The sequence below is a fragment of the Pseudomonas sp. P110(2024) genome (assembly GCF_057480795.1).
In genome coordinates this window covers 128,559-150,004 of record NZ_JBLIYT010000017.1, presented here as the reverse complement: position 1 = coordinate 150,004, position 21,446 = coordinate 128,559, and the positions used below count along the sequence as shown (strand labels likewise).

The 21,446-nt window shown below is 65.0% G+C and carries 22 protein-coding genes; 5 read left to right on the top strand and 17 right to left on the bottom strand.

The genetic code is table 11. The features are described from left to right. Positions 1–194: 194 nt before the first annotated feature. Complete coding sequence (locus tag AC25ND_RS23990) at positions 195–977, bottom strand: class I SAM-dependent methyltransferase (RefSeq protein WP_028691558.1); 783 nt, start codon at positions 975–977, stop codon at positions 195–197. Between the two features lie 96 nt (positions 978–1,073). Between AC25ND_RS23990 and AC25ND_RS23985 the strand changes: the two genes are divergently transcribed. Further along, on the top strand, positions 1,074–1,694 hold the full coding sequence (locus tag AC25ND_RS23985) for a hypothetical protein (RefSeq protein WP_062360526.1): 621 nt from the start codon (positions 1,074–1,076) through the stop codon (positions 1,692–1,694). 2 nt (positions 1,695–1,696) lie between these two features. Here the strand turns inward: AC25ND_RS23985 and AC25ND_RS23980 are convergent, their stop codons facing one another. From AC25ND_RS23980 to ppc, 7 genes are all read right to left on the bottom strand, one after another. Beyond that, entirely contained in the window at positions 1,697–2,386 is a 690-nt protein-coding gene (locus tag AC25ND_RS23980; RefSeq protein ID WP_186597328.1) for an extensin-like domain-containing protein, read from the bottom strand. Between the two features lie 6 nt (positions 2,387–2,392). Further along, entirely contained in the window at positions 2,393–3,223 is an 831-nt protein-coding gene (locus AC25ND_RS23975) for an isocitrate lyase/PEP mutase family protein (protein WP_182324236.1), read from the bottom strand. 22 nt (positions 3,224–3,245) lie between these two features. Next, positions 3,246–4,115, bottom strand: coding sequence for a DUF72 domain-containing protein (locus tag AC25ND_RS23970; RefSeq protein WP_186597330.1), 870 nt, complete (start codon positions 4,113–4,115; stop codon positions 3,246–3,248). Between the two features lie 3 nt (positions 4,116–4,118). After that, on the bottom strand, positions 4,119–4,409 hold the full coding sequence (locus tag AC25ND_RS23965; RefSeq protein ID WP_028691563.1) for a hypothetical protein: 291 nt from the start codon (positions 4,407–4,409) through the stop codon (positions 4,119–4,121). 132 nt (positions 4,410–4,541) lie between these two features. Next, positions 4,542–5,216: a tRNA (adenosine(37)-N6)-threonylcarbamoyltransferase complex dimerization subunit type 1 TsaB gene (tsaB, locus tag AC25ND_RS23960; protein ID WP_088851961.1), complete on the bottom strand. Its 675-nt coding sequence runs from the start codon at positions 5,214–5,216 to the stop codon at positions 4,542–4,544. A gap of 90 nt (positions 5,217–5,306) precedes the next feature. Next, a complete protein-coding gene (gene adk / locus AC25ND_RS23955; RefSeq protein WP_028691565.1) occupies positions 5,307–5,957 on the bottom strand; it encodes an adenylate kinase in 651 nt (216 codons plus the stop codon). A gap of 258 nt (positions 5,958–6,215) precedes the next feature. Then, positions 6,216–8,843, bottom strand: a complete 2,628-nt coding sequence (gene ppc, locus AC25ND_RS23950) for a phosphoenolpyruvate carboxylase (protein ID WP_186597332.1) — start codon at positions 8,841–8,843, stop codon at positions 6,216–6,218. A 146-nt stretch (positions 8,844–8,989) separates the two neighbouring features. On the opposite strand from ppc, the gene AC25ND_RS23945 reads away from it, so the two are divergent. From AC25ND_RS23945 to lptF, 3 genes are all read left to right on the top strand, one after another. After that, positions 8,990–9,334, top strand: coding sequence for a hypothetical protein (locus AC25ND_RS23945; protein WP_028691567.1), 345 nt, complete (start codon positions 8,990–8,992; stop codon positions 9,332–9,334). A gap of 255 nt (positions 9,335–9,589) precedes the next feature. After that, entirely contained in the window at positions 9,590–10,003 is a 414-nt protein-coding gene (locus tag AC25ND_RS23940) for a DUF4398 domain-containing protein (RefSeq protein ID WP_028691568.1), read from the top strand. Positions 10,004–10,052: 49 nt separating this feature from the next. Continuing rightward, on the top strand, positions 10,053–10,841 hold the full coding sequence (gene lptF, locus AC25ND_RS23935; protein WP_028691569.1) for a lipotoxin F family OmpA-related lipoprotein LptF: 789 nt from the start codon (positions 10,053–10,055) through the stop codon (positions 10,839–10,841). A 164-nt stretch (positions 10,842–11,005) separates the two neighbouring features. Here the strand turns inward: lptF and AC25ND_RS23930 are convergent, their stop codons facing one another. The 9 genes from AC25ND_RS23930 to AC25ND_RS23890 all read right to left on the bottom strand — a co-directional run bounded on the left by AC25ND_RS23930 (position 11,006) and on the right by AC25ND_RS23890 (position 20,103). Beyond that, positions 11,006–11,332 (bottom strand): PA3694 family proteiin, encoded by a 327-nt coding sequence (locus AC25ND_RS23930; RefSeq protein WP_028691570.1) that lies wholly within the window; start codon positions 11,330–11,332, stop codon positions 11,006–11,008. Between the two features lie 2 nt (positions 11,333–11,334). Next, positions 11,335–12,252 carry an alpha/beta hydrolase gene (locus tag AC25ND_RS23925; protein ID WP_186597334.1) on the bottom strand — a complete coding sequence of 306 codons (918 nt, stop codon included), beginning with the start codon at positions 12,250–12,252 and terminating at the stop codon, positions 11,335–11,337. Continuing rightward, a complete protein-coding gene (locus AC25ND_RS23920) occupies positions 12,224–13,501 on the bottom strand; it encodes a flavohemoglobin expression-modulating QEGLA motif protein (RefSeq protein WP_028691572.1) in 1,278 nt (425 codons plus the stop codon). The genes AC25ND_RS23925 and AC25ND_RS23920 overlap by 29 nt, the downstream gene beginning before the upstream one ends. Before the next feature lie 92 nt (positions 13,502–13,593). Beyond that, the gene (locus tag AC25ND_RS23915; RefSeq protein ID WP_028691573.1) at positions 13,594–14,142 is read right to left on the bottom strand and encodes a LolA-like protein; all 549 of its coding nucleotides are present in this window, start codon (positions 14,140–14,142) and stop codon (positions 13,594–13,596) included. Between the two features lie 29 nt (positions 14,143–14,171). Then, positions 14,172–14,876, bottom strand: coding sequence for a TetR/AcrR family transcriptional regulator (locus AC25ND_RS23910; protein WP_062360515.1), 705 nt, complete (start codon positions 14,874–14,876; stop codon positions 14,172–14,174). A gap of 124 nt (positions 14,877–15,000) precedes the next feature. After that, complete coding sequence (lysS, locus tag AC25ND_RS23905) at positions 15,001–16,503, bottom strand: lysine--tRNA ligase (protein ID WP_028691575.1); 1,503 nt, start codon at positions 16,501–16,503, stop codon at positions 15,001–15,003. A 93-nt stretch (positions 16,504–16,596) separates the two neighbouring features. Further along, a protein-coding gene (gene prfB / locus AC25ND_RS23900) for a peptide chain release factor 2 (RefSeq protein ID WP_139121065.1) occupies positions 16,597–17,692 on the bottom strand; the annotation gives its coding sequence in 2 pieces (ribosomal slippage) (positions 16,597–17,619 and positions 17,621–17,692; 1,095 coding nt in all). Between the two features lie 128 nt (positions 17,693–17,820). Continuing rightward, a complete protein-coding gene (gene recJ / locus AC25ND_RS23895) occupies positions 17,821–19,530 on the bottom strand; it encodes a single-stranded-DNA-specific exonuclease RecJ (protein ID WP_182324230.1) in 1,710 nt (569 codons plus the stop codon). A gap of 30 nt (positions 19,531–19,560) precedes the next feature. After that, on the bottom strand, positions 19,561–20,103 hold the full coding sequence (locus AC25ND_RS23890; protein WP_486976616.1) for a YaeQ family protein: 543 nt from the start codon (positions 20,101–20,103) through the stop codon (positions 19,561–19,563). Between the two features lie 141 nt (positions 20,104–20,244). Between AC25ND_RS23890 and AC25ND_RS23885 the strand changes: the two genes are divergently transcribed. After that, positions 20,245–21,444, top strand: a complete 1,200-nt coding sequence (locus AC25ND_RS23885) for a CaiB/BaiF CoA transferase family protein (protein ID WP_062360511.1) — start codon at positions 20,245–20,247, stop codon at positions 21,442–21,444. Positions 21,445–21,446 lie beyond the last annotated feature (2 nt).

Sequence of the window (21,446 nt, the reverse complement as noted above, 5' to 3'; positions counted from 1 at the left end):
ACGGTCTCCGAAGTAAAAGCACCCTGCGAAAGCGTACGCCTCGCAGGGTGCCGGGGTGACCATCTCATTAAGTAACCCGCCGTAAGGGCGGAAAGGTGAATAAGCGCCGACATCACAAATGAATGCGCATACAACTTCAAAAACAAACACTACCCGAAACTAACGAACTAACGAACTAACGAACTAACCAACAGTCAAGCCTTCAAAGCCTTCTTGGGATATATATCGTACCGACTCGACTTCCCCTCCAGACTATGACTCGGCTTGGCCCCCTCGATAATAGGCGCCTTGCGCGGCCGCTTGACCACCACCCGGTGCGTGGCGAGCGCCAAAGCCGCCTCGAGCAAAGCCGGTGCATCCAGGTCATCACCGACCAAAGGCCGAAACACCCGCATTTCCTTCTTCACCAACGCGCTCTTGTCCCGATGCGGAAACATCGGATCCAGGTAGATCACCTGTGGCGCCTCCCCCTCCCAAGCCCGCATCCGCTCGATCGCATTACCAGTCAACAACCGCATGCGCGCAACGATCGGAGCAATCTCCTCATCGCCACGCGCCCGCACCAGACCATCCTCCAGCAGCGCGGCAATCAACGGCTGACGCTCGATCAGGGTCATCTGGCAACCCAGGCTGGCCAGTACGAACGCATCCTTGCCCAACCCCGCCGTAGCATCGAGCACCTGCGGCCGCACGCCCTGGGCGATGCCCACGGCCTTGGCGATCATCTGCCCGTTGCCACCGCCGTACAACCGCCGGTGCGCCGCCTGCCCCTCGACGAAATCCACCCGCACCGGCCCCGGTGCCTGCGGCCCGAGCTGCTGGATCTGCAGCCCCTCGTCCCCCAGCTGCACGGCGAATTCCGCGGCTTCATCGACCAACGGCAAGCCCAGCCGCTCGGCCCATGCCTCGGCCTGCGCCTGGAACTGCGGGGCCAGTGCCTCGACCCTGATACCTGCGCCTTGCTGCTGCTCTACCATCCGTTCCCGCACTCGAAAAAAATTAATGAAACCCCGGCCAGAGCCGATACAGGCAATATCCCGCTATTCTGCCAGAGCTCAACGTCCGCGACTGCCATGTCAGACACTCTTCCCATCGGCTTGACCTACTTGTCGCCCGTCGGCAACTACGGTCGACAGAATACCCAGGCACTGGGTGGCGTCAGCCATCTGTGGCAGGATTTCTTCGCCCGGGCCATGGCAGAGCAGCCGCAAGGCGAAGTCGACTCCTTCAGCCAGGCGCTGATGCAGTGCGACCAGGACAGCGGCGAACCAGTCGGCGGCGCCCGTGCCCTGGCGCTGATCGACGCCCAGCGCGCCCTGCCGGTTCACGACACCGAAGTAACCCCGCCCGAGCCCCTGTTCCTGCCCAAGGCGGAACTGGAAGCCAAGCTGCTGCCGCCCGCCCCCGAGCCCTTCGACACCGTCGAACTGATCGAGCAACAGCGACAACTCGACATCAGCAACAGCTGGCTGCGCCCGGTGGTCATGAGCCAAGGCCACCCCATCGCTGAGCCCGGCCCCGGCCCATCGCCACGGCCGCTGTTCCTGCCGATCGCCGAGTTCGAGGCCCATCTGCTCGATCCTGCGCCCGAACCCTTCGACGAGCAGACACTGGCCAAGCAGCAGAACGACCTGGAATTCGATATCCACTGGGCGCGCCCGGTGGTGCTGAACAACGTGCGCGTGCACGCCTGAGTTCAACGGCAGATCTGCCAGAACCCCATGTCCAGGTGAAAGTGGTTGTGGTGCGCGGCGTTGTAGTCCGGCCCCAGTGCCGTGCTGAAGCTTTCGCAGGCCGCCGCCTGCACTTGCCGCAGGAAGTCAGCCTTGGGGCCCTCTCCCCGCCAGTCCTGGGCCAGCACGATGCGCTGCCCATCCTTCAGACGAAAACCACTGATATCAAGCGCATTGGCCGTGGCATGCTGGCTGAGCCGGCCTTGCTTGCGGTGGTAGACATTGCGGCAGGCGAAACTGCCCAGATGATCGACCTGAACCACCGGCTGACCGAACACCCGCTGCGCCGCCGGCTGCAATCCATGCATTTCGAACAGCGAATAGGCCACCGCCAGCGGACAACTGGCGAGGAAGCTGCTGCTCAAGCGCGCCTGCCCGCCCTCCACGCGCCAGACGTTGCGCAACGGGCAAGCGGCCTGCGGCGGACTGTTACTCTGCGGGCGATAACGCAGCGTAGTGGTCTGCAAAGCCTGGCGGCATAGCTCGGGATCGTCGCGCAGGCGCGACAGCTTGTAAGGCGTCAGCAGATTCGGGGGCTGCCGAACATCCAGAGCGGCCCAGGGGTTCCAGGCAGCTGGCGGGCGCCAGCCCATCAACCAGGCGAGCAGCACCACCAACAGCAGGCTGAGCAACGCAATCAACGCTCTACCCATGGGCCCTCAACGGCGGAACAGGTCGTTGAGCTGGGCAAATGGCAGGGCCTGCTCGCCATAGCCGAAGGTGCCCTGCTCGCGGATCTCCAGCGCGGCCCGCTGGAAGGCGCCCAACGCCGCACGCGCCAGCGACGAGCCGACACTGATGCGCTTTACACCGAGGTCCTGCAGCTGATTCACGCTCAACAGTACCCCCGGCATGCCCATCAGCACATTCACAGGCGTGGGCGCTACAGCGAGCACCACCGCCCGGATCTCGTCGACGCTGCGCAGGCCGGGGGCGTACAGCACGTCCGCTCCGGCCTCGGCATAGGCCTGCAGGCGGCGGATGGTGTCGTCCAGGTCGAGACGCCCGTGCAGCAGATTCTCTGCGCGGGCACAGAGGGTGAAGGGGAAGGACAGGCTGCGGGCGGCCGCGACGGCGGCACGCACCCGTGCCACGGAAAGCTCGAAATCGTAGATCGGCGCATCGCTACGCCCGCTGGCATCTTCGATCGAACCACCCACCAGCCCCGCTTCGCCAGCGCGCTGGATGGTCCGGGCGCAGTCTTCCGGCAGGTCGCCGAAGCCGTTTTCAAGATCGGCCGCCACCGGCAACGGCGTGGCGTCGACAATGGCACGGGCATTGTCGAGGGTCTCCTCGGGCGTCAGCGCGCCTTCGGCATCCGGCCGCCCGAGGCTGAACGCCAACCCGGCACTGGTGGTGGCCAGCGCCTCGAAGCCCAGGCTGGCCAGCATCCGTGCGGAGCCGGCATCCCACGGGTTGGGAATGACGAACGCGCCATCACGCTCATGCAGTGCCTTGAAGGCTTCGGCTCGCAGGGTTTGCACATCCATGGTTCAACCTCCGACGGTCAGATCACAGTAACCCCAGTTGTTCGACCTCAGGGGCACGCGGCAATTCAGGCAGCGCCGCCAAGCCTGGCAACAGGGTCATCAGGCGCTGGTGAAAACGCTGGGCCAGTGCCGCGGCCATACGGTTGTCCGAGGTATGCAGAAACACATACGGGCGGCGCCCCTCCTCGATCCAGGCGGCGACCTTGTCGACCCAGGGCGTGAGAAAGCGCTCGTTGGCCTCGAGCTCGGGATGGCCGATGAACCGCACCTGCGGGTGCCGGGTAAAGGCCGCCGGGCGCGGCGGCACCTTGGGCTTCTTGGCCTGGGCATGGAGCACGGCGGGCTCGCGCGAAGCGCAGCTGAACAACGCACGCGGATCCAGGCAGATGCGCTCGACACCGCGTTCATGCAACAGGCGATTGAGTTGGCGCTCCTCCTCGCCACGGGCAAAGAACGCGTCGTTGCGCACCTCCACCGCCACCGGCACGCCGATCTCGTCGAGAAAGTGCGCTAGCTCTGCGAGCCGCGTCGGCCCGAACATCGCCGGCAACTGCAGCCAGTAAGGGGACACGCGTTCGCCCAAGGGTGCCATCAGCCGGGTGAAGTCCAGCGCCGAATCGAGCTTTTCGCGCAGGTCGCCCGCGTGGCTGACATCCCCTGGGAACTTGGCGGTGAACCGGAACCCAGCCGGCATGATCTGCGCCCAACGCTCTACCGTGGTTGGCGCGGGGCGGGCATAGAACGTGGTGTTGCCCTCGACGGCGTTGAATACCTGGCTGTACAGCCCGAGGAACTCGCTGGTACGGGCGTCGGCGGGGTACAGGTACTCGCGCCAGGCGTTTTCAGCCCAGGACGGGCAACCGAGAAAGTAAGGGAGGGCTGATGGCGTCATCCATCAAATGTACAGGTCCAGCCCCAGCACTTCCATCTCCCAGTCGGTGAAGCCGGCAGTGGTCAGGTAGCTGGCGAGCGCCGTTGAGGTCCGCCGGTCGCGGGCACGGGGGAAGATCAGGTCCTGCTGACGGGCCGGCAGGTTCTCGCCGCGACGGCTGGCGCGGCTGACCTGCGCGTCGATATCCTCGATGATCTCGGCGTCGGCTTCGTCGATGGCTTCGTCACGCGCCGGCGCCTTGCGAGGCGCGCGCTTGATGGGGTAGCTCTGTGAGGAGAAGCCGTCGATACGCATGAAAGGGGCACTCAGGATCAATGATGGCAATTTAGCAGCATCAGGAATCCTTCGCTAATGCCCGAACTGATAACTGGACCACAGAACGCGCAAAAGGTTTTATCGTGAACGGCGATAGCCGACGAACTGCGTTCAACGCGCCTTGGGAGTAGCCACATTATCGCGCAGGTAAACCGGTTGCGCCTGCTCGGCGACGACCGCCTCCCCCCGCGCCCAGGCGAAACCGGCCAGAGTGAGGATGTCCAGTGCGCTGGGCAGGGCCACGGCATCGCTGGCCGCGACCTGCACGGCCAGCCGCTCGGCATAGCCCCAGCCGGTGCCGGCGCCGAACCAATCGCCCTCCAGGTCTTGCGGCAGCGCAACCCGATCGGGCGGCAGCACCGTTTCCTGGCCGATCAGACGCATCTCGCCCTGCTCGGCGCGGTAGCAGCCCCAGTACACCTCGTCCATGCGCGCATCGATGGCCGCGGCCACCTGCTGCACGCCTCGCTCACGCAGCGCGCCCTGGGCCAGCGCCGCCAGATTGGACACCGGCAGCACCGGACGCTCGAGAGCGAAAGCCAGCCCCTGGACCACGCCGATGGCGATACGCACGCCGGTGAAGGCGCCCGGGCCACGGCCAAAGGCGATGGCGTCCAGCGCGCTCAGCGCCACACCCGAGTCGGCCAGCAGTTGCTTGATCATCGGCAGCAGTTTCTGCGCGTGCAGGCGTGGGGCCACCTCGTAGTGACTGGTCACCTTGCCGTCGTGCAGCAGGGCGACGGAACAGGCTTCGGTGGCGGTATCCAGGGCCAACAAGGTGGTCATCGAACGAGGTATCCAGGCGACAGGGGAAAAAGAGCGGCAGTATAAACGACAACGGCCCGCAAGCGGGCCGTCGTGACGCACGGTGATGGATCAGCTCAAGGCTGCCAGCACCTTGGCGGTGATCGATTCGACCGAGCCGACGCCTTCGATGTGGCTGTACTTCGGCTTGCCAGCATTGGCGGCCGACAGCTTCTGGTAGAAGTCCACCAGTGGCTTGGTCTGGCTGTGGTAGACCGACAGGCGGTGACGCACGGTTTCTTCCTTGTCGTCATCGCGCTGGATCAGATCTTCGCCGGTGACGTCGTCCTTGCCTTCGACCTTCGGCGGGTTGTACTGGATATGGTAGGTACGGCCCGAGGCTAGGTGCACGCGGCGACCGGCCATGCGGCCGACGATCTCTTCGTCGTCCACGGCGATCTCGACCACGGCGTCGATGTCGACACCGGCGGCGACCATGGCTTCAGCTTGCGGGATGGTGCGCGGGAAGCCGTCGAACAGGCAGCCGTTGGCGCAGTCTGGTTGAGCGATGCGCTCCTTGACCAGGCTGATGATCAACTCGTCGGAAACCAGCTGGCCGGCATCCATGACCTTTTTCAGCTCCAGGCCCAGCGGGGTGCCGGCCTTGACGGCGGCACGCAGCATGTCACCGGTGGAGATCTGCGGAATACCGAACTTCTCGGTGATGAACTTTGCCTGAGTACCTTTACCGGCCCCGGGAGCTCCCAGCAGAATTACGCGCATCTTGTGCTCCTCATATTTTTCTTTGCAAATCAACGGATTCGGCGCACAAGGCCAACTCCGGAAAATCGGACGAGACCGTAAAATCGGTCAAAAGGCTGCTCAAGATACACAGCGCCCGCCCCCCCGACAAGCGTCCAAAAGTGCCAGGAACGGGCCGCCCGCGGCTGGCCGGGGCACGGGTTGCGCCCGGCGCAACCGGCCGTCACGGGTTGGCGCAAGGCCAACCCGGCCCATCACCGAGACCGGTTTCGAACGACCTCAGCCGGTATTGCGCAAACCAGCCGCGATCCCCGCCACGGTCACCAGCAAGGCCTGCTCCAACGGGCTATCCAGAGCGGCTTCACGGCTGCGCGAGCGCGCCAGCAGCTCGGCCTGCAGGCGGTGCAACGGGTCCAGGTAGGTGTTGCGCAGGCGGATGAATTCCAGGGTTTCCGGGCTGTGCGCCAGTAGCACCGGCTGCCCGGTCAGCCCCAGCACCACCTGGCACGACTGCGACAATAGGTCGCGCAGGTGCGCACCCAGCGGCAGCAGTTCGGGTTGCACCAGACGTTCGTCGTAGGCCTCGGCGATTTGTGCATCGGCCTTGGCCAGGACCATCTCCAGCATGTCGATGCGGGTACGGAAGAACGGCCATTGCTCGCGCATCTGCGCCAGCAGCGTCCCCTGTCCGCGTGCCAGGGCATTGTTCAGCGCCGTTTCCCAGCCCAGCCAGGCCGGCAGCATCAGCCTTGTCTGGGTCCAGCCGAATATCCACGGGATCGCCCGCAGGCTCTCGATGCCGCCGGCGCGGCGCTTGGCCGGGCGGCTTCCCAGCGGCAGGCGGCCGAGTTCCTGCTCGGGGGTGGACTGGCGGAAGTACTCGACGAAGTCCGGGTTTTCGCGCACCACGTCGCGGTAGGCCTTGACGCCATCGGCGGCCAACTGGTCCATCAACGCGCGCCAGGCCGGCTCCGGCGGTGGCGGCGGAAGCAGGGTCGCCTCCAGCACGGCGGCCAGGTAGAGGTTGAGGTTCTGCTCGGCAATGCCCGGCAAGCCGAACTTGAAGCGGATCATCTCGCCCTGCTCGGTGGTGCGGAAACGCCCGCCCACCGAGCCCGGCGGTTGCGACAGGATCGCCGCATGGGCCGGTCCGCCGCCGCGCCCGACCGTGCCGCCCCGGCCATGGAACAGCAGCAGCTCGACCTGGTGCTCGCGACAGATGCGCACCAGGTTCTCCTGGGCGCGGTACTGGGCCCAGGCCGCCGCGGTGGTGCCGGCGTCCTTGGCCGAGTCGGAATAGCCGATCATCACCTCCTGCGGCCCTTGCAAACCAGCGCGGTAGCCCGGCAAACCGAGCAGGCGTTCCATCACCGGGCCCGCGTTGTCCAGGTCGGCCAGGGTCTCGAACAACGGCACCACGCGCATCGACCGGGTCAGCCCGGCCTCCTTAAGCAACAATTGCACCGCCAGCACATCGGAGGCCGCGCCGGCCATGGAGATCACGTACGACCCCAGCGACGCCGCAGGCGCGGCGGCAATCTCGCGGCAGGTGGCGAGCACCTCGGCCGTCTCGGCCTGGGGCTGGAAATGCGCCGGCAACAGCGGGCGACGGTTGTTCAGTTCGGCCTGAAGGAACGTGATGCGTCGCTCCTCGTCCCACTCGGCATAGCGACCGAGGCCGAGGTAGTCGGTGATTTCCGACAGTGCATCGCGGTGGCGGGCGGCATCTTGGCGCACGTCCAGGCGCACCAGGAACAGGCCGAAGGTCACCGCGCGGCGAAGGCAGTCAAGCAACGGGCCGTCGGCGATCACACCCATGCCGCATTCATGCAGCGACTGATAGGCCAGTTCCAGCGGCGCGATCAGCTCGCGATTGTCCACCAGTACCGCAGCACTGGCAGGTTGTGTGCTCGTCAGCGAGGCATGGGCCCAGGCACGGGTGGCGCGCAGGCGATCGCGCAGTTGCTTGAGCAGGGCGCGATAGGGTTCGGCGCTGTCGCCGACCTTGTCTTTCAGCGCGGCGTTGGCCTGCTGCATGGAAAGCTCGGCGGCCAGGCCGTCGATATCGCGCAGGAACAGGTCGGCGGCCATCCAGCGCGCCAGCAGCAGGACTTCGCGGGTGACCGCCGCCGTAACGTTGGGGTTGCCGTCGCGGTCACCGCCCATCCAGGAGGCGAAGCGCACCGGCGCCGACTCCAGCGGCAGGCGCAGCCCGGTGGCCTCGAACAAGGCCGCGTCGACCTTGCGCAGGTGGTTGGGGATCGCCTGCCACAACGAGTGTTCGATGACCGCGAAGCCCCACTTGGCTTCATCCACCGGAGTCGGTCGGGTGCGACGGATCTCCTCGGTGTGCCAGGCCTCGGCAATCAGGCGACGCAAGCGTTCACGCACCTGCTGGCGCTCGCCGGGAACGAGGTCGCGGTGGTCCTGCGCGGCCAGTTGCGCGGCAATGGCGTCGTACTTCTGGATCAGGGTGCGGCGGGCCACCTCGGTGGGATGGGCGGTAAGCACCAGCTCGATGTTCAGCCTGGCCAGTTGCCGGGCCAGCTCATCGTTGCCGTGGCCCGCCGCCTTCAGCCGCGCCAGCAGTTCCGGCAGCACCCGCGCCTCGAACGGCTCGGGCCGGTCGGCGTCGCGGCGCCGGATAAGCTGATACTGCTCGGCGATGTTGGCCAGGTTGAGAAACTGGTTGAATGCCCGCGCCACCGGCAGCAGGTCCTCCTCGGCCAGGTCGCCCAGGGTCGAGCTCAGTCGCTCGCCCTGCCCGCGCCGGTCGGCCTTGGCGCTGTGGCGGATGTCCTCGATCTTCTGCAGGAACGCCTCGCCATGTTGCTGGCGGATGGTCTCGCCCAGCAATTCTCCCAAAAGGTGCACATCCTCGCGCAAGCGCAGATCGATATCACTCATCAGCCTTCTCCACTCCAGGAAACCGCATGCGCCCAAGAGTGCCCACTCGCGCCCGCGCCTGGCAAGCCAGAAGCGGCCAGAGCAACTAAAGTGAACACAGGACATCCGAAGCAATGCCACTACCAGGCTTTGACAGAGAGGTCATCATGAAAATTCGCCAACTCGCCGAGCACTGGGAACAGAACGCCGCCGGCCTCCTGAGTCCCACCGGCCATGTCCTGCACCTGGACATGGAAGCCGAAGCGCGCCTGGCCGCGCTGATCGACATGTACCCCAAGCGCAGCCCCGAGGAACTGCTGGGCGAATTGGTGGCGGCGGCGCTCGAGGAACTGGAAGCCAGCTTCCCCTACATCAAGGGCCAGCAGGTGATCGCCACCGACGAAGAAGGCGACCCGCTGTACGAGGATATCGGCCCCACACCACGCTTCCTGGCCCTCTCACGACGCCACCTGCAAGCCCTCGGCAGGGTGCGCAAGGAGCCGTCGCATTGAACCTTTCCGGGTGCCGGGCGAAGCCCGGCATACCGTCATCCACGGCGGAAGTTCCAGGAAAAATCCGCTGACTGATTAGTCAGAAAAAAATACCTTTAGCGTGCAAATTTTTCTGAACTATTCAAAAAATGCCTGGGTCACAGCCAATAGCCATCACGGCAAAACCCTGTAAACACGGGCCTTTGCGCCCGACGCTGGCCACAGGGGAACAGCGATAGCCACCGCGTGGCATCGTCGTTTAACAGGAGTGACCCAATGGAGTTGACCACCATGAAGACCCGCATCGCACAACCTTCCTCCACTCACCTGCGCGGGCTCAAGCTGGCCGCGCTGGCCCTGGGCAGCAGCCTGGTGCTGGCCGGCTGCGCGGGCAAGCCGCCGACCGAGCAATACGCCGTGACCCAATCGGCGGTCAACTCGGCGGTCAGTGCAGGTGGCACCGAATTCGCCGCGGTGGAGATGAAGGCTGCCCAGGACAAGTTCAAGAAGGCCGAGATCGCCATGCACGACAAGCAGTACGACCAGGCCAAGCTGCTGGCCGAACAAGCCGAATGGGACGCCCGCGTCGCCGAGCGCAAGGCCCAGGCAGCCAAGGCCCAGAAAGCCGTACAGGATGCCCGCCAGGGTATCAACGACGTACGCGAGGAAGGCCTGCGCAGCGCCGAATGAGCCCTGCCCAGCCTCATGAGCCTTCGTTAACGATCAAAGGATGAACACTATGCGCAACTACGTCATGATTCCCGCCCTGCTGGCCTTGAGCGTGGGCCTTGCCGCCTGCTCCCACGACCCGAACGCCAACCTGGAGTCGGCCCGCACCAACTTCTCCGCCCTGCAGAGCGACCCACAGTCGAGCAAAGTGGCCGCGCTCGAGACCAAGGACGCTCAGGACTGGCTGAACAAGGCCGACAAAGCCTACATGGATCGCGAGGACTCGAAAAAAGTCGACCAGCTCGCCTACCTGACCAACCAGCGTGTCGAAGTGGCCAAGCAGACCATCGCCCTGCGTAGCGCCGAGGCCGAACTCAAGAACGCCGCCGCCCAGCGCGCCCAGGCCAAGCTGGACGCCCGCGACGCGCAGATCAAGAAGCTGCAGGACAGCCTGAACGCCAAGCAGACCGACCGTGGCACCCTGGTGACCTTCGGTGACGTGCTGTTCGACTTCAACAAGGCCGTGCTCAAGAGCAGCGCCTACCCCAACGTCACCAAGCTGGCCCAGTTCCTCCAGGAGAACCCTGAGCGCAAGGTGATCGTCGAGGGCTATACCGACAGCGTTGGTTCGGCCAACTACAACCAGACCCTGTCCGAGCGTCGCGCCGGTGCGGTGCGCATGGCACTGGTACGTGCCGGCGTCGATCCAGCACGCATCGTCGCCCAGGGCTACGGCAAGGAGTACCCGGTGGCCGACAACAGCAGCAACTCGGGCCGCGCGCAGAACCGTCGGGTGGAGGTGACCATCTCCAACGACAACCAGCCGGTGGCACCGCGCTCGGTGAGCCAGATCCAGTAATCGCTAGTGCTTGAGTGAAGAACCCCGCCTGATGGCGGGGTTTTTCATGGCTTGGGATTGAACATCGTGCAGGTGACGCCTCGTGGGGCAAGCCCGCTCCCACGCAAAAAACATCTTCTTGAAACCTGGTCTGGCACCAACCCGATCTGAAGGTCAGGACACGCTCACTGCACCTGCTGCGGCGTCTCCTGCCCCATGCAACGCACCGCGCGCTTGCGGTTGTCTACCAGCACCCCGGTCAGGCCCTTCTGCTCGGTGTCGAACAGCACCAGCACGCCATCGATGCACTGCGCCACCTGTGGCGCCGGCGTCAGCGAGACCTTGTAGTCTTCCCCCGGAATGGTCTTGAGCATGGTGAAATCCTGCAGCAACAGCGCATCCTCGGGCTTGGCGAAATGCAGGTAGCCGTAGTACCAGAGGGCTCCCACCGTCACGATGATGCTGCCGACACCGGTCAGGATCAGCGGGATGGCGTTGCGTTCTTCACTCATTGCTAGTTCTTCTCGTCAGGGTAGTTGGGTACTTCGGCCAGGCGGCGCAGGCCGTTGAAATGGGTAGGGTCTTCCAGGAAACGCAGCATCACCTGACGCCAGGTCGGATCGGCGAAGGTCTGCACATGGTCGCCCCGGGTCAATTGCAGCACCCGGGGCGGCGGCGCCTGGCGGTACAGGCGCAGGCCGTTGTCCAATGGTACGAGGTTGTCGTCGATGCTGTGGAAGAACAGCTTCGGCGGGCTGTCCAGGCGGGCGATCGAGTTGACCGCGCTGTCGCCGTCCGGCACCAGCCACGACAGCGGCACCTGCAGCGGCCAGGTCATCCACGAAGTGCTCAGGGCATATCGCCCCACCGCCCGGTAGCTGGCGGGCACGCCATCGAACACCAGGGCGCTGAAGCGTCGGCGCTGCTCGGGGTGCTGGGCCAGGTAGTGGATGGCCATGGCCCCTCCGAGGCTCTGGCCGAGCAGCACCAGCGGCCGGCCCTGGGCCTGGGGCGCCTTGTCGAGCCAGTCCAGCGCCGCGCCGATGTCGCCGTACACTTCAGGCAATGTCGGCTTGCCCTGGGACAGCCCATAACCGCGATAGTCGATCATCAACACCTGGTAGCCTGCTTTCGGCAGCCAGTAGCTGCCGCCCAGGTGCCAGGCCAGGTTGCCGCCATTGCCATGCAGGTGCAGCACCGTGCCCTTGACCTCGACACCCTGCGGCACGGGCAGCCACCAGCCATGCAGGCGCGTGCCGTCGGCGGCGCTGAGGGTCAGGTCCTGATACTGCAGATGGGCCCTTTGCGGGGTGAACGGCTGACCGGGCTCGGGATAGAACAGCAGGCTGCTGCAACCGCCCAACAGCAGCAGCCCGAGGCCGAAGGCGAGGTGACGGCAGGCGTCAGAGAATGTTCGCGTAGTCGGCTTCAATACGGTCCAGGCTCAGGTGGTTGAGGAAGTTGGAGAAGCACATCCAGGCCGACAGCGCGTTGAGGTCGCGGAACTGCTCGGGCAGGTACTTGGGCGGTTCGACCAGCCCTTCCTCGACCAGCTGGCGCAGCGTGCGCATGTCTTCCAGGGTGGTCTTGCCGCAGAACAGCAAAGGGATCTGCTCGAGCTTGCCCTTCTTCACGGCCAACTGAATGTAGTTGTAAACCATGATGAAGCCCTTGAGGTAGGACAAGTCCTTGGTGAATGGCAGGCCGTTGGGCACCGAGCCACGGAACACCCGGCTGGCGTTGCTGTAGCTCTGCCCCATCTCGAAGCCCTGGCCGCGGAAGAACTCGAAGACCTGCAGGAAGTCGGCGCCCTCCTCCACCATGTGGATGGCACGGGTACGGTTGGTGAGCTTGCGCAGACGGCTGGGGTAGGAGGCGAAGGCGATCACCTCCATGAGGATCGCCAGGCCCTCCTGGGTCACCGTCGACGAGGGCGGGCCCTTGGCCAGGAAAGTACAGATCGGCTGGTTCAGCCCGTTGAGGGTAGTGCCGACGTGCACCAGGCCTTCATGCACTTCCAGGGCGCGCACGTCGCGGCTGTTGAACATGGCGTCGGCGCGCACCTTGATGTAGTCGGCCCCGGCCGCGGCGTCGGCAACGATGCCGTCGGACTCGAACACGCGGATGGTCTCCTCGGCCTCGCCGAACACCTTGTTCAAGCGACGCTGGAGGATCTCCACCGCTTCCTTGGCCGTGAGGTTCTTCGGCTCGTCCTTCAAGTCGCCGCGACCGTCGATGTTGTTCAGGTAATCCGAGAGCATCAGGCCCAGGTCGGCCAGGGTCGGGTCGCCGGCGTGGAAGGCGTCGGAGGCGGCGCCATAGAGCTCCTGAGAGATCAGCCCGAAGTCCTCGGTGCCGCGTGCCTCGAGCATGCGCACCACCATGCGGTATTCCTTGCACATGCGCCGCATGATCTGCCCGACCGGATTGAACTGGCCCAACTGCCGGGTGATGTCGCGCTCGATACTCTGGAACTCGGCCTTCACCGCGCTGGAGTCGAACGACAGCGGGCGGTTCTGGTAGTAGGCACGGTCCACCGCTGGTGGCTCCTTGCCCTTGGCCTTGAGAAAGCCCTGGCGGATGCCATCGTCCCATTTCACCGCGTCAAGCACGCGGATCGGGGTCTGCGTGGCGACGATGCGGTCGGACAACGTGCGTATGGTCTGTTGGTACTCGTCCACGCGGGACTCCTTCTTGAAGCCTCATCGCGGGGCAAGCCCGCTCCTACAACCAGGAGCGGGCTTGCCCCGCGACGAGGCCGGTATGCTCACGGCTATTTACCGGAACGCTGGAAGCGCGCCACCTCGACGAACAGATCGGAGTTGGCGGGATCTTCCAGATACGCCAGCACCCGCTCGGTCGGGCTGTCGATCAGCACGCCCTCGCCGTTATCTTCCGGCACTTCGGTGTTGCGTCCGCTCAGTTCTTTCTTGGCGACAGCCTGCTGCACCTGCTCGACATCGAGGTTGTAGACCACCAACTGCTTGCCGTCGATCACCTCGAAACCACCGATCAGGAAATTGCCACCCAGGCGCTTGGGCACCCCGGCCGACAGGTACCAGCGGTTGCCATGCCGGGCCACGGTGAAGGCGTATTCCTCGGGGGCCTTGCCCTGGGCACGGGCCACCGCTTTGTAGGTATTGCCACCCGCGCGGCTGATGCTCAATTTCAGCGGCTGGCCCCAGGCGTCCTTGCTGCTCCACTGCCCGAGCAGGGCCTTGGGCGCCGGCTGGTTGGCCGGCAGTGGCTCGTCGAACGTCACCAGACAACCGCCCAGCAGGAGGAATGACAAGGTCAACAACACCACACGCCAGGCTTTCATCAGGTTCTCCTTGAAAAGTCGTTCGCCACTCAGGCCGAAGCCAGCACCATCTGCAGGTATCGGACAAGGATAGCGAGCATCTGCTCATCGGCCTGCGCATTCGCATCCTTGAGCAGGCCCTGATATTCCATCTGCTCGATTATCGCCGTCAACATCTGGGCATCCTGCTCGGGCTGGCGCGAGCCGACAACCTGCAGGATCTGCCGTGCGCCATGCAGCAGGATCTGCTCGTGGGCCTGCACCAGCTCGGCCAGGCGCGGGCACAGCAGCGCCTCCTGGCGGAAGGCCTGCTCGGCCATGAGGAAGTCGCGGCGGTTGTTCAGCTGGCGCAGGACGTAGTCGGCCAGCATGCGCGCCACTTCATCGGCCAGGTGCGCCCGGGCCTCGGGGGTGCCGTCGCCCTGGGCCAGCAACTGGCGCAGCACACCTTCGGTGTTGGTCCACAGCTTGGCCATGTAAGCCGCGCTGCGTTCGACGTACTGGGCGAAGGTATCGGCCAGCAGGTCCTGGATATCCTTGAAGTAGTAGGTGGTGGCCGACAACGGCACGCCGGCCTCGGCAGCCACGGCGCGGTGGCGCACGCCGCGCACGCCATCGCGCACGACGATGCGCATGGCGGCGTCGAGGATCTGCTGGCGGCGCTGCTCGCTGCCCTGGCGGGCGGTCTTGCGGCCCTGGTACTGCACGCTCTCGGCGACGGCGGTGGCGATACCGGCGGCACCCTGGTGGGGCATTGCGGGGGTCACTCTGGTTTACCTCACGAACAGTGGGTTGCCTGCCCGGCAATGAGGCCGGCACTGACAACATAAAGCTTCAGGCATGAAAAAGCCGCCTCGAAAGGCGGCTTGTTCAGATCGCTCAGGCCTGTGGACGCATGTGCGGGAACAGGATCACGTCGCGGATCGACGGCGAGTTGGTCAGCAGCATCACCAGGCGGTCGATGCCGATGCCTTCACCGGCGGTCGGCGGCATGCCGTATTCCAGGGCGCGGACGAAGTCGGCATCGTAGTGCATGGCCTCGTCGTCACCGGCGTCCTTTTCGGCCACCTGGGCCAGGAAGCGCTCGGCCTGGTCTTCGGCATCGTTGAGCTCGGAGTAGGCGTTGGCAATCTCGCGGCCACCGATGAACAGCTCGAAGCGGTCGGTCACGGCCGGGTTGTCGTCGTTGCGACGGGCCAGCGGCGACACTTCGAACGGGTACTCGGTGATGAAGTGCGGCTGTTCCAGCTTGTGCTCGACCAACTCTTCGAAAATCATCACCTGCAGCTTGCCCAGGCCTTCGTGGCCGAGCACCTTGGCGCCGGCTTTCTTGGCGATCTCGCGGGCACGGTCGACGTCCTGCAGGTCGGCGGCGGTGAGCTCCGGGTTGTACTTGAGGATCGAGTCGAACACCGACAGGCGCACGAACGGCTCGCCGAAGTGGAACACCTTGTCGCCATACGGCACGTCGGTGCTGCCCAGTACCAGCTGCGCCAGCTCGCGGAACAGTTCCTCGGTGAGGTCCATGTTGTCGCGGTAGTCGGCGTAGGCCTGGTAGAACTCGAGCATGGTGAATTCAGGGTTGTGACGAGTCGAAACGCCTTCGTTACGGAAGTTGCGGTTGATCTCGAACACCTTCTCGAAACCACCGACCACCAGGCGCTTGAGGTACAGCTCCGGCGCGATGCGCAGGAACATGGCCATGTCCAGGGCATTGTGGTGGGTTTCGAACGGCTTGGCCGCAGCGCCGCCGGGGATGGTCTGCAGCATCGGGGTTTCGACTTCGAGGAAGTCGCGCTCGATGAGGAACTTGCGGATGTGCGAGATCACCTGCGAACGCACACGGAAGGTGTGGCGGGTTTCCTCGTTGACCATCAGGTCGACGTAGCGCTGGCGGTAGCGCTGCTCGGTGTCGGTCAGGCCGTGGTGCTTGTCCGGCAGTGGGCGCAGCGACTTGGTCAGCAGGCGCACGCGGGTCATCTCGACGTACAGGTCACCCTTGCCGGAGCGGGCCAGGGTGCCCTCGGCGCTGATGATGTCACCCAGGTCCCAGGTCTTGACCGCGGCCAGGGTCTCTTCCGGCAGGGTCTTGCGATTGACGTAGACCTGGATGCGGCCGGTCATGTCCTGGATGACCATGAACGAGCCACGGTTGAGCATGATGCGACCGGCGACCTTGACCGGGATGGCGGCTGCTTCCAGCTCTTCCTTGGTCTTGTCCGCGTACTGTTTCTGCAGGTCGTTGCAGTAGCTGTCGCGGCGGAAGTCGTTGGGGAAGGCATTGCCCTTGGCGCGCTCGGCGGCAAGTTTTTCCTTGCGCAGGGCGATCAGGGCGTTTTCTTCCTGTTGCAGGTCTTGCGCTTCGGTCTTGAGGTCGCTCATGTCGTCATTCTTTCCATCAGGTGTTCGTTGCCCCTGTCGGGCAGGGCACGCGATACGGGCCCTGGGCCTCGTATCGCGGCGGTGGTGTGCGGTTTACAGCCCCTGCTTGAGGCTCGCTTCCAGGTACTGGTCGAGGTCGCCGTCCAGGACCTTCTGGCAGTCGCTGCGCTCCACGCCGGTACGCAGGTCCTTGATGCGCGAGTCGTCGAGCACGTAGGAGCGGATCTGGTGGCCCCAGCCGATGTCCGACTTGCTGTCCTCCAAGGCCTGGGAGGCGGCGTTGCGCTTCTGCATTTCCAGCTCGTACAACTTGGCCCGCAGCATTTTCATGGCGGTGTCCTTGTTGGCGTGCTGGGAGCGTTCATTCTGGCAGGCCACCACGGTGTTGGTCGGCACGTGGGTGATACGCACCGCCGAGTCGGTGGTGTTGACGTGCTGACCACCGGCACCGGAGGAGCGGTAGGTGTCGATGCGCAGGTCGGACGGGTTGATCTCGATCTCGACCTTGTCGTCGATCTCGGGCGAGACGAACACCGCCGAGAACGAGGTGTGGCGACGGGCGCCGGAGTCGAACGGGCTCTTGCGCACCAGGCGGTGCACGCCGATCTCGGTGCGCAGCCAGCCGAAGGCGTACTCGCCCTTGATGTGCACGGTGGCGCCCTTGATGCCGGCGACTTCGCCTTCGGACAGTTCGATGATGGTGGCGTCGAAGCCGCGCTTGTCGGCCCAGCGCAGGTACATGCGCAGCAGGATGTTGGCCCAGTCCTGGGCCTCGGTGCCGCCGGAGCCGGCCTGGATGTCCAGGTAGGCGTTGTTCGGGTCCATCTCGCCGCTGAACATGCGACGGAACTCAAGCTGGGCGAGGGATTCCTCAAGCCCTTGCAGCTCGGTCTCGACATCGCTGACAGCGCCTTCATCGCCCTCCTCGACAGCCATGTCGAGCAGGTCCTTGCAGTCGGTCAGGCCGTTGGACAGTTTATCGAGGGTCTCGACCACCTGCGCCAGCATGGCGCGCTCGCGGCCCAGGGCCTGGGCGTATTCGGGTTTGTTCCAGACAGCGGCGTCTTCCAGCTCGCGGTTTACTTCGACCAGACGATCATGTTTGTGATCGTAGTCAAAGATACCCCCGAATGGACTGGGAACGCTCGGTGAGGTCCTTGATGGTGTTCAGGATCGGTTGGATTTCCATGGGCGGGCTGCTCTCGTGCGAATTCGGTGAAAAGCCCGCGAGTATAACCGAGTCTGGGGCCTGGCGGCAGACCCGCCGGGCGGTATGCGCTAATCCCTGTGCGTCCCAATCGACCCACTACGCCAGGATCAGCGTGCCTCCATGTGGGCAATCATCAACTGCACGCTCTCGTTCCCGCGAAACTCATTGACATCCAGCTTGTAGGCCAGCTCTACCCAGCGCACCGTAGGGTTCGGCCAGACCTCGCGATCGATGCCGAAGGCAATTCCGTCCAGACGCACCGCTCCGCACTCGCTCTTGAGTACCACCTTCAGGTGGCGCTCCCCCACGACGCGTTGTTCGACCAGTTGAAACACCCCATGAAACAACGGCTCTGGAAAGTGCTGTCCCCAAGGCCCGGCATTGCGCAATGCCCGCGCCAGGTCCAGGTGAAACTCTTCGACCGCCAGGGTGCCGTCCGACAACAGCCGACCAGTCAGGTCATCCTCACGCAACTGACGCCGCACCTCTTCATCGAACGCCTCGGCAAACGAAGGAAAGTTTTCGGCCGGCAACGACAGACCAGCTGCCATCGCGTGCCCGCCAAACTTGCTGATCAAGGCCGGATGACGCGCCGCCACGGCATCCAGCGCGTCGCGGATATGGAACCCCGGCACCGAGCGCGCCGAGCCCTTGAGCATCCCCTCCCCCGCATCGGCGAAGGCGATGGTCGGACGGTGGTAACGCTCCTTCAACCGCGAGGCAAGAATACCGATCACCCCCTGGTGCCAGTCGGCGTCGAACAGGCACAGGCCATAGGGCATGGACTCGACTGGCAGGTCCTTGAGCTGGGCCAGCGCCTCGCGCTGCATGCCCTGCTCGATGGACTTGCGGTCCTGGTTCAGGCCATCGAGCTGCTGGGCCATGTCCAGCGCCAACGCCGCGTCCTCGCACAGCAGGCACTCGATGCCCAGGCTCATGTCGTCCAGGCGCCCGGCGGCGTTGAGCCGAGGGCCGAGGATGAAGCCCAGGTCGGTGGAAGTGATGCGTCGATGATCTCGCCGCGCCACCTCGAGAATAGCCTTGAGCCCGGGGCGGGCGCGGCCGGCGCGGATTCGCTCCAGCCCCTGGTGCACCAGGATGCGGTTGTTGGCGTCCAGCGGCACCACGTCGGCGACGCTGCCCAGCGCCACCAGATCGAGCAACTCACCGATGTTCGGCTGCGGCTGAGCCTCGTAGCGCCCCAGGCTGCGCAGGCGCGCGCGCAGGGCCATCAGCACGTAGAAGATTACCCCCACGCCGGCCAGGGACTTGCTCGGGAACCCGCATCCCGGCTGGTTCGGATTGACGATGGCATCGGCGGCGGGCAACTGTTCGCCCGGCAGGTGGTGGTCGGTGACCAGCACCTTGAGCCCGGCGGCCTTGGCGGCCGCCACACCCTCGACGCTGGAGATGCCGTTGTCCACGGTGATCAGCAACTGCGGCTGGCGCTGCAGGGCGACCTCGACGATCTCCGGGGTCAAGCCGTATCCGTATTCGAAACGATTGGGCACCAGGTAATCGACATGCGCCGCGCCCAGCAGGCGCAGGCCAAGCACACCGACGGTACTGGCGGTGGCGCCGTCGGCGTCGAAGTCGCCGACAATGAGAATGCGCTGGCGCTGGTCGAGTGCCTCGACCAGCAGGTCCACCGCCGCATCGATACCCTTGAGCTGCTGGAATGGCAGCAGACGCGCCAGGCTCTTGTCCAGTTCAGCCTCGGTCTGAACGCCACGGGCGGCGTACAGGCGTGTCAGCAGGGGTGGCAGGTTGCCCAGCAATGGCAGGGGCGACGGCAGGGGACGGGGTTCGATACGCATGGGGTCTTCGATAATCTGGTGTGAATCAGGTCAGCCGCGCTCGCCGAGCAGCCACTGCAGCTGCACTTCGTGCTGGCCACGGTCGTCGGTGACGAACACCGTGCCTTCGCTGATCATCACATCCCACTTGATGGTGCGCGGCATGTCGGTGGCGAGGATCTCCAGCACGTCTTGCGGCACGGCGGCGATGCTCAGGTTCTTCAGGCCCTTGACTGCGCCAAGCACCTTGTTCTCCCAAACGCGCAAGCTGCCATAGGCCAACAGACTGGTGCGCTCGGTCCGCCGCGAGCACCAGGTCAGGCGGTCGGCGTCGGGCTGGCCAACCTCGATCCAGTGCAGGATGCGATCGTCCAGGCTTTTTTCCCACAGGGCCGCCTCATCGACGTCCGACAGGCCGCGACCGAAGGACAGCTGCTCGTTGTACCAGAGGGCATAGCCCAGCAGGCGCACGGCCATGCGTTCTTCGGTTTCCGAGGGATGACGGGCGATGGTCTGGCGAACGTTCTCGTACACGCCGCGATCGAGGTCGGTCAGATTCAGTTCGAACTTGTAGGTGGTGGACGGCTGGGCCATGGGCAATGGGCTTCTTGCGGGAGAAAGTCGCACAGTCTAACTGATCCGGGGCGCCAGCGCCGGATCAGACAACGCCGATATACCTGCCATCGCCGAGCTGTGATACAACCTGCCCTCACGCCCAGCCGCCACGGATGCCCCATGCCTACGCCCAGCAAACCCCTCGCCGGCCTGAAAGTCATCGAGCTCGGCACCCTGATCGCCGGCCCCTTCGCCTCGCGGATCTGCGCCGAATTCGGCGCCGAGGTGATCAAGGTCGAATCCCCCGATGGCGGCGACCCGCTGCGCAAGTGGCGCAAGCTCTATGAGGGTACCTCGCTGTGGTGGTTCGTCCAGGCGCGCAACAAGCAGTCACTGACCCTAAACCTCAAGCACCCGGAAGGCCGTGACGTGCTCAAGCGCCTGCTGGCCGACGCTGACATCCTGATCGAGAACTTCCGCCCTGGCGTGCTGGAAAAGCTGGGGTTGGGCTGGGACGTGCTCCATGCCCTCAACCCACGCCTGGTCATGGTGCGCCTGTCGGGCTTCGGCCAGACCGGGCCGATGAAAGACCAGCCGGGCTTCGGCGCGGTCGGCGAGTCCATGGGCGGGCTACGCTACATCACCGGTTTCGAGGACCGCCCACCGGTGCGTACCGGGATCTCCATCGGCGACTCCATTGCCGCGCTGTGGGGCGTGATCGGCGCGCTGATGGCCCTGCGTCATCGCGAGGTCAACGGTGGCGCGGGCCAGGTGGTGGACGTGGCGCTGTACGAGGCGATCTTCGCCATGATGGAGAGCATGGTCCCGGAGTTCGATGTGTTCGGTTTCATCCGCGAACGCACCGGCAACATCATGCCGGGCATCACCCCCTCCTGCATCCACACCACCGCCGATGGCCGTCACGTGCAGATCGGCGCCAACGGCGACGCGATCTTCAAGCGTTTCATGCAGGCCATCGGCCGCGACGACCTGGCCAACGATGCGGCCTTGACCACCAACGACGGCCGTGATGCCCGCCGCGACGAGCTGTACGGCGTCATCGACCGCTGGGTCAACAGCCTGCCACTCACCGAAGTAATGCAAGCGCTGAACGAGGCTGAAGTACCGGCCAGCCGCATCTACTCCGCCGAGGACATGCTCGGTGACCCGCAATTCCTCGCCCGCGAAATGTTCCTCCAGGCTCGGCTGCCGGACGGCAAGCCCTTCAAGATGCCGGGCATCGTACCCAAGCTGTCCGACACCCCCGGGTCCGCCGAGTGGGTCGGCCCGGCACTGGGCGAACATACGGCCACGGTACTGGCCGGCCTGGGCTACGACGCTGCCGCCATTGCCCGCCTGCGCGCGGCCGGTACGGTGTGACC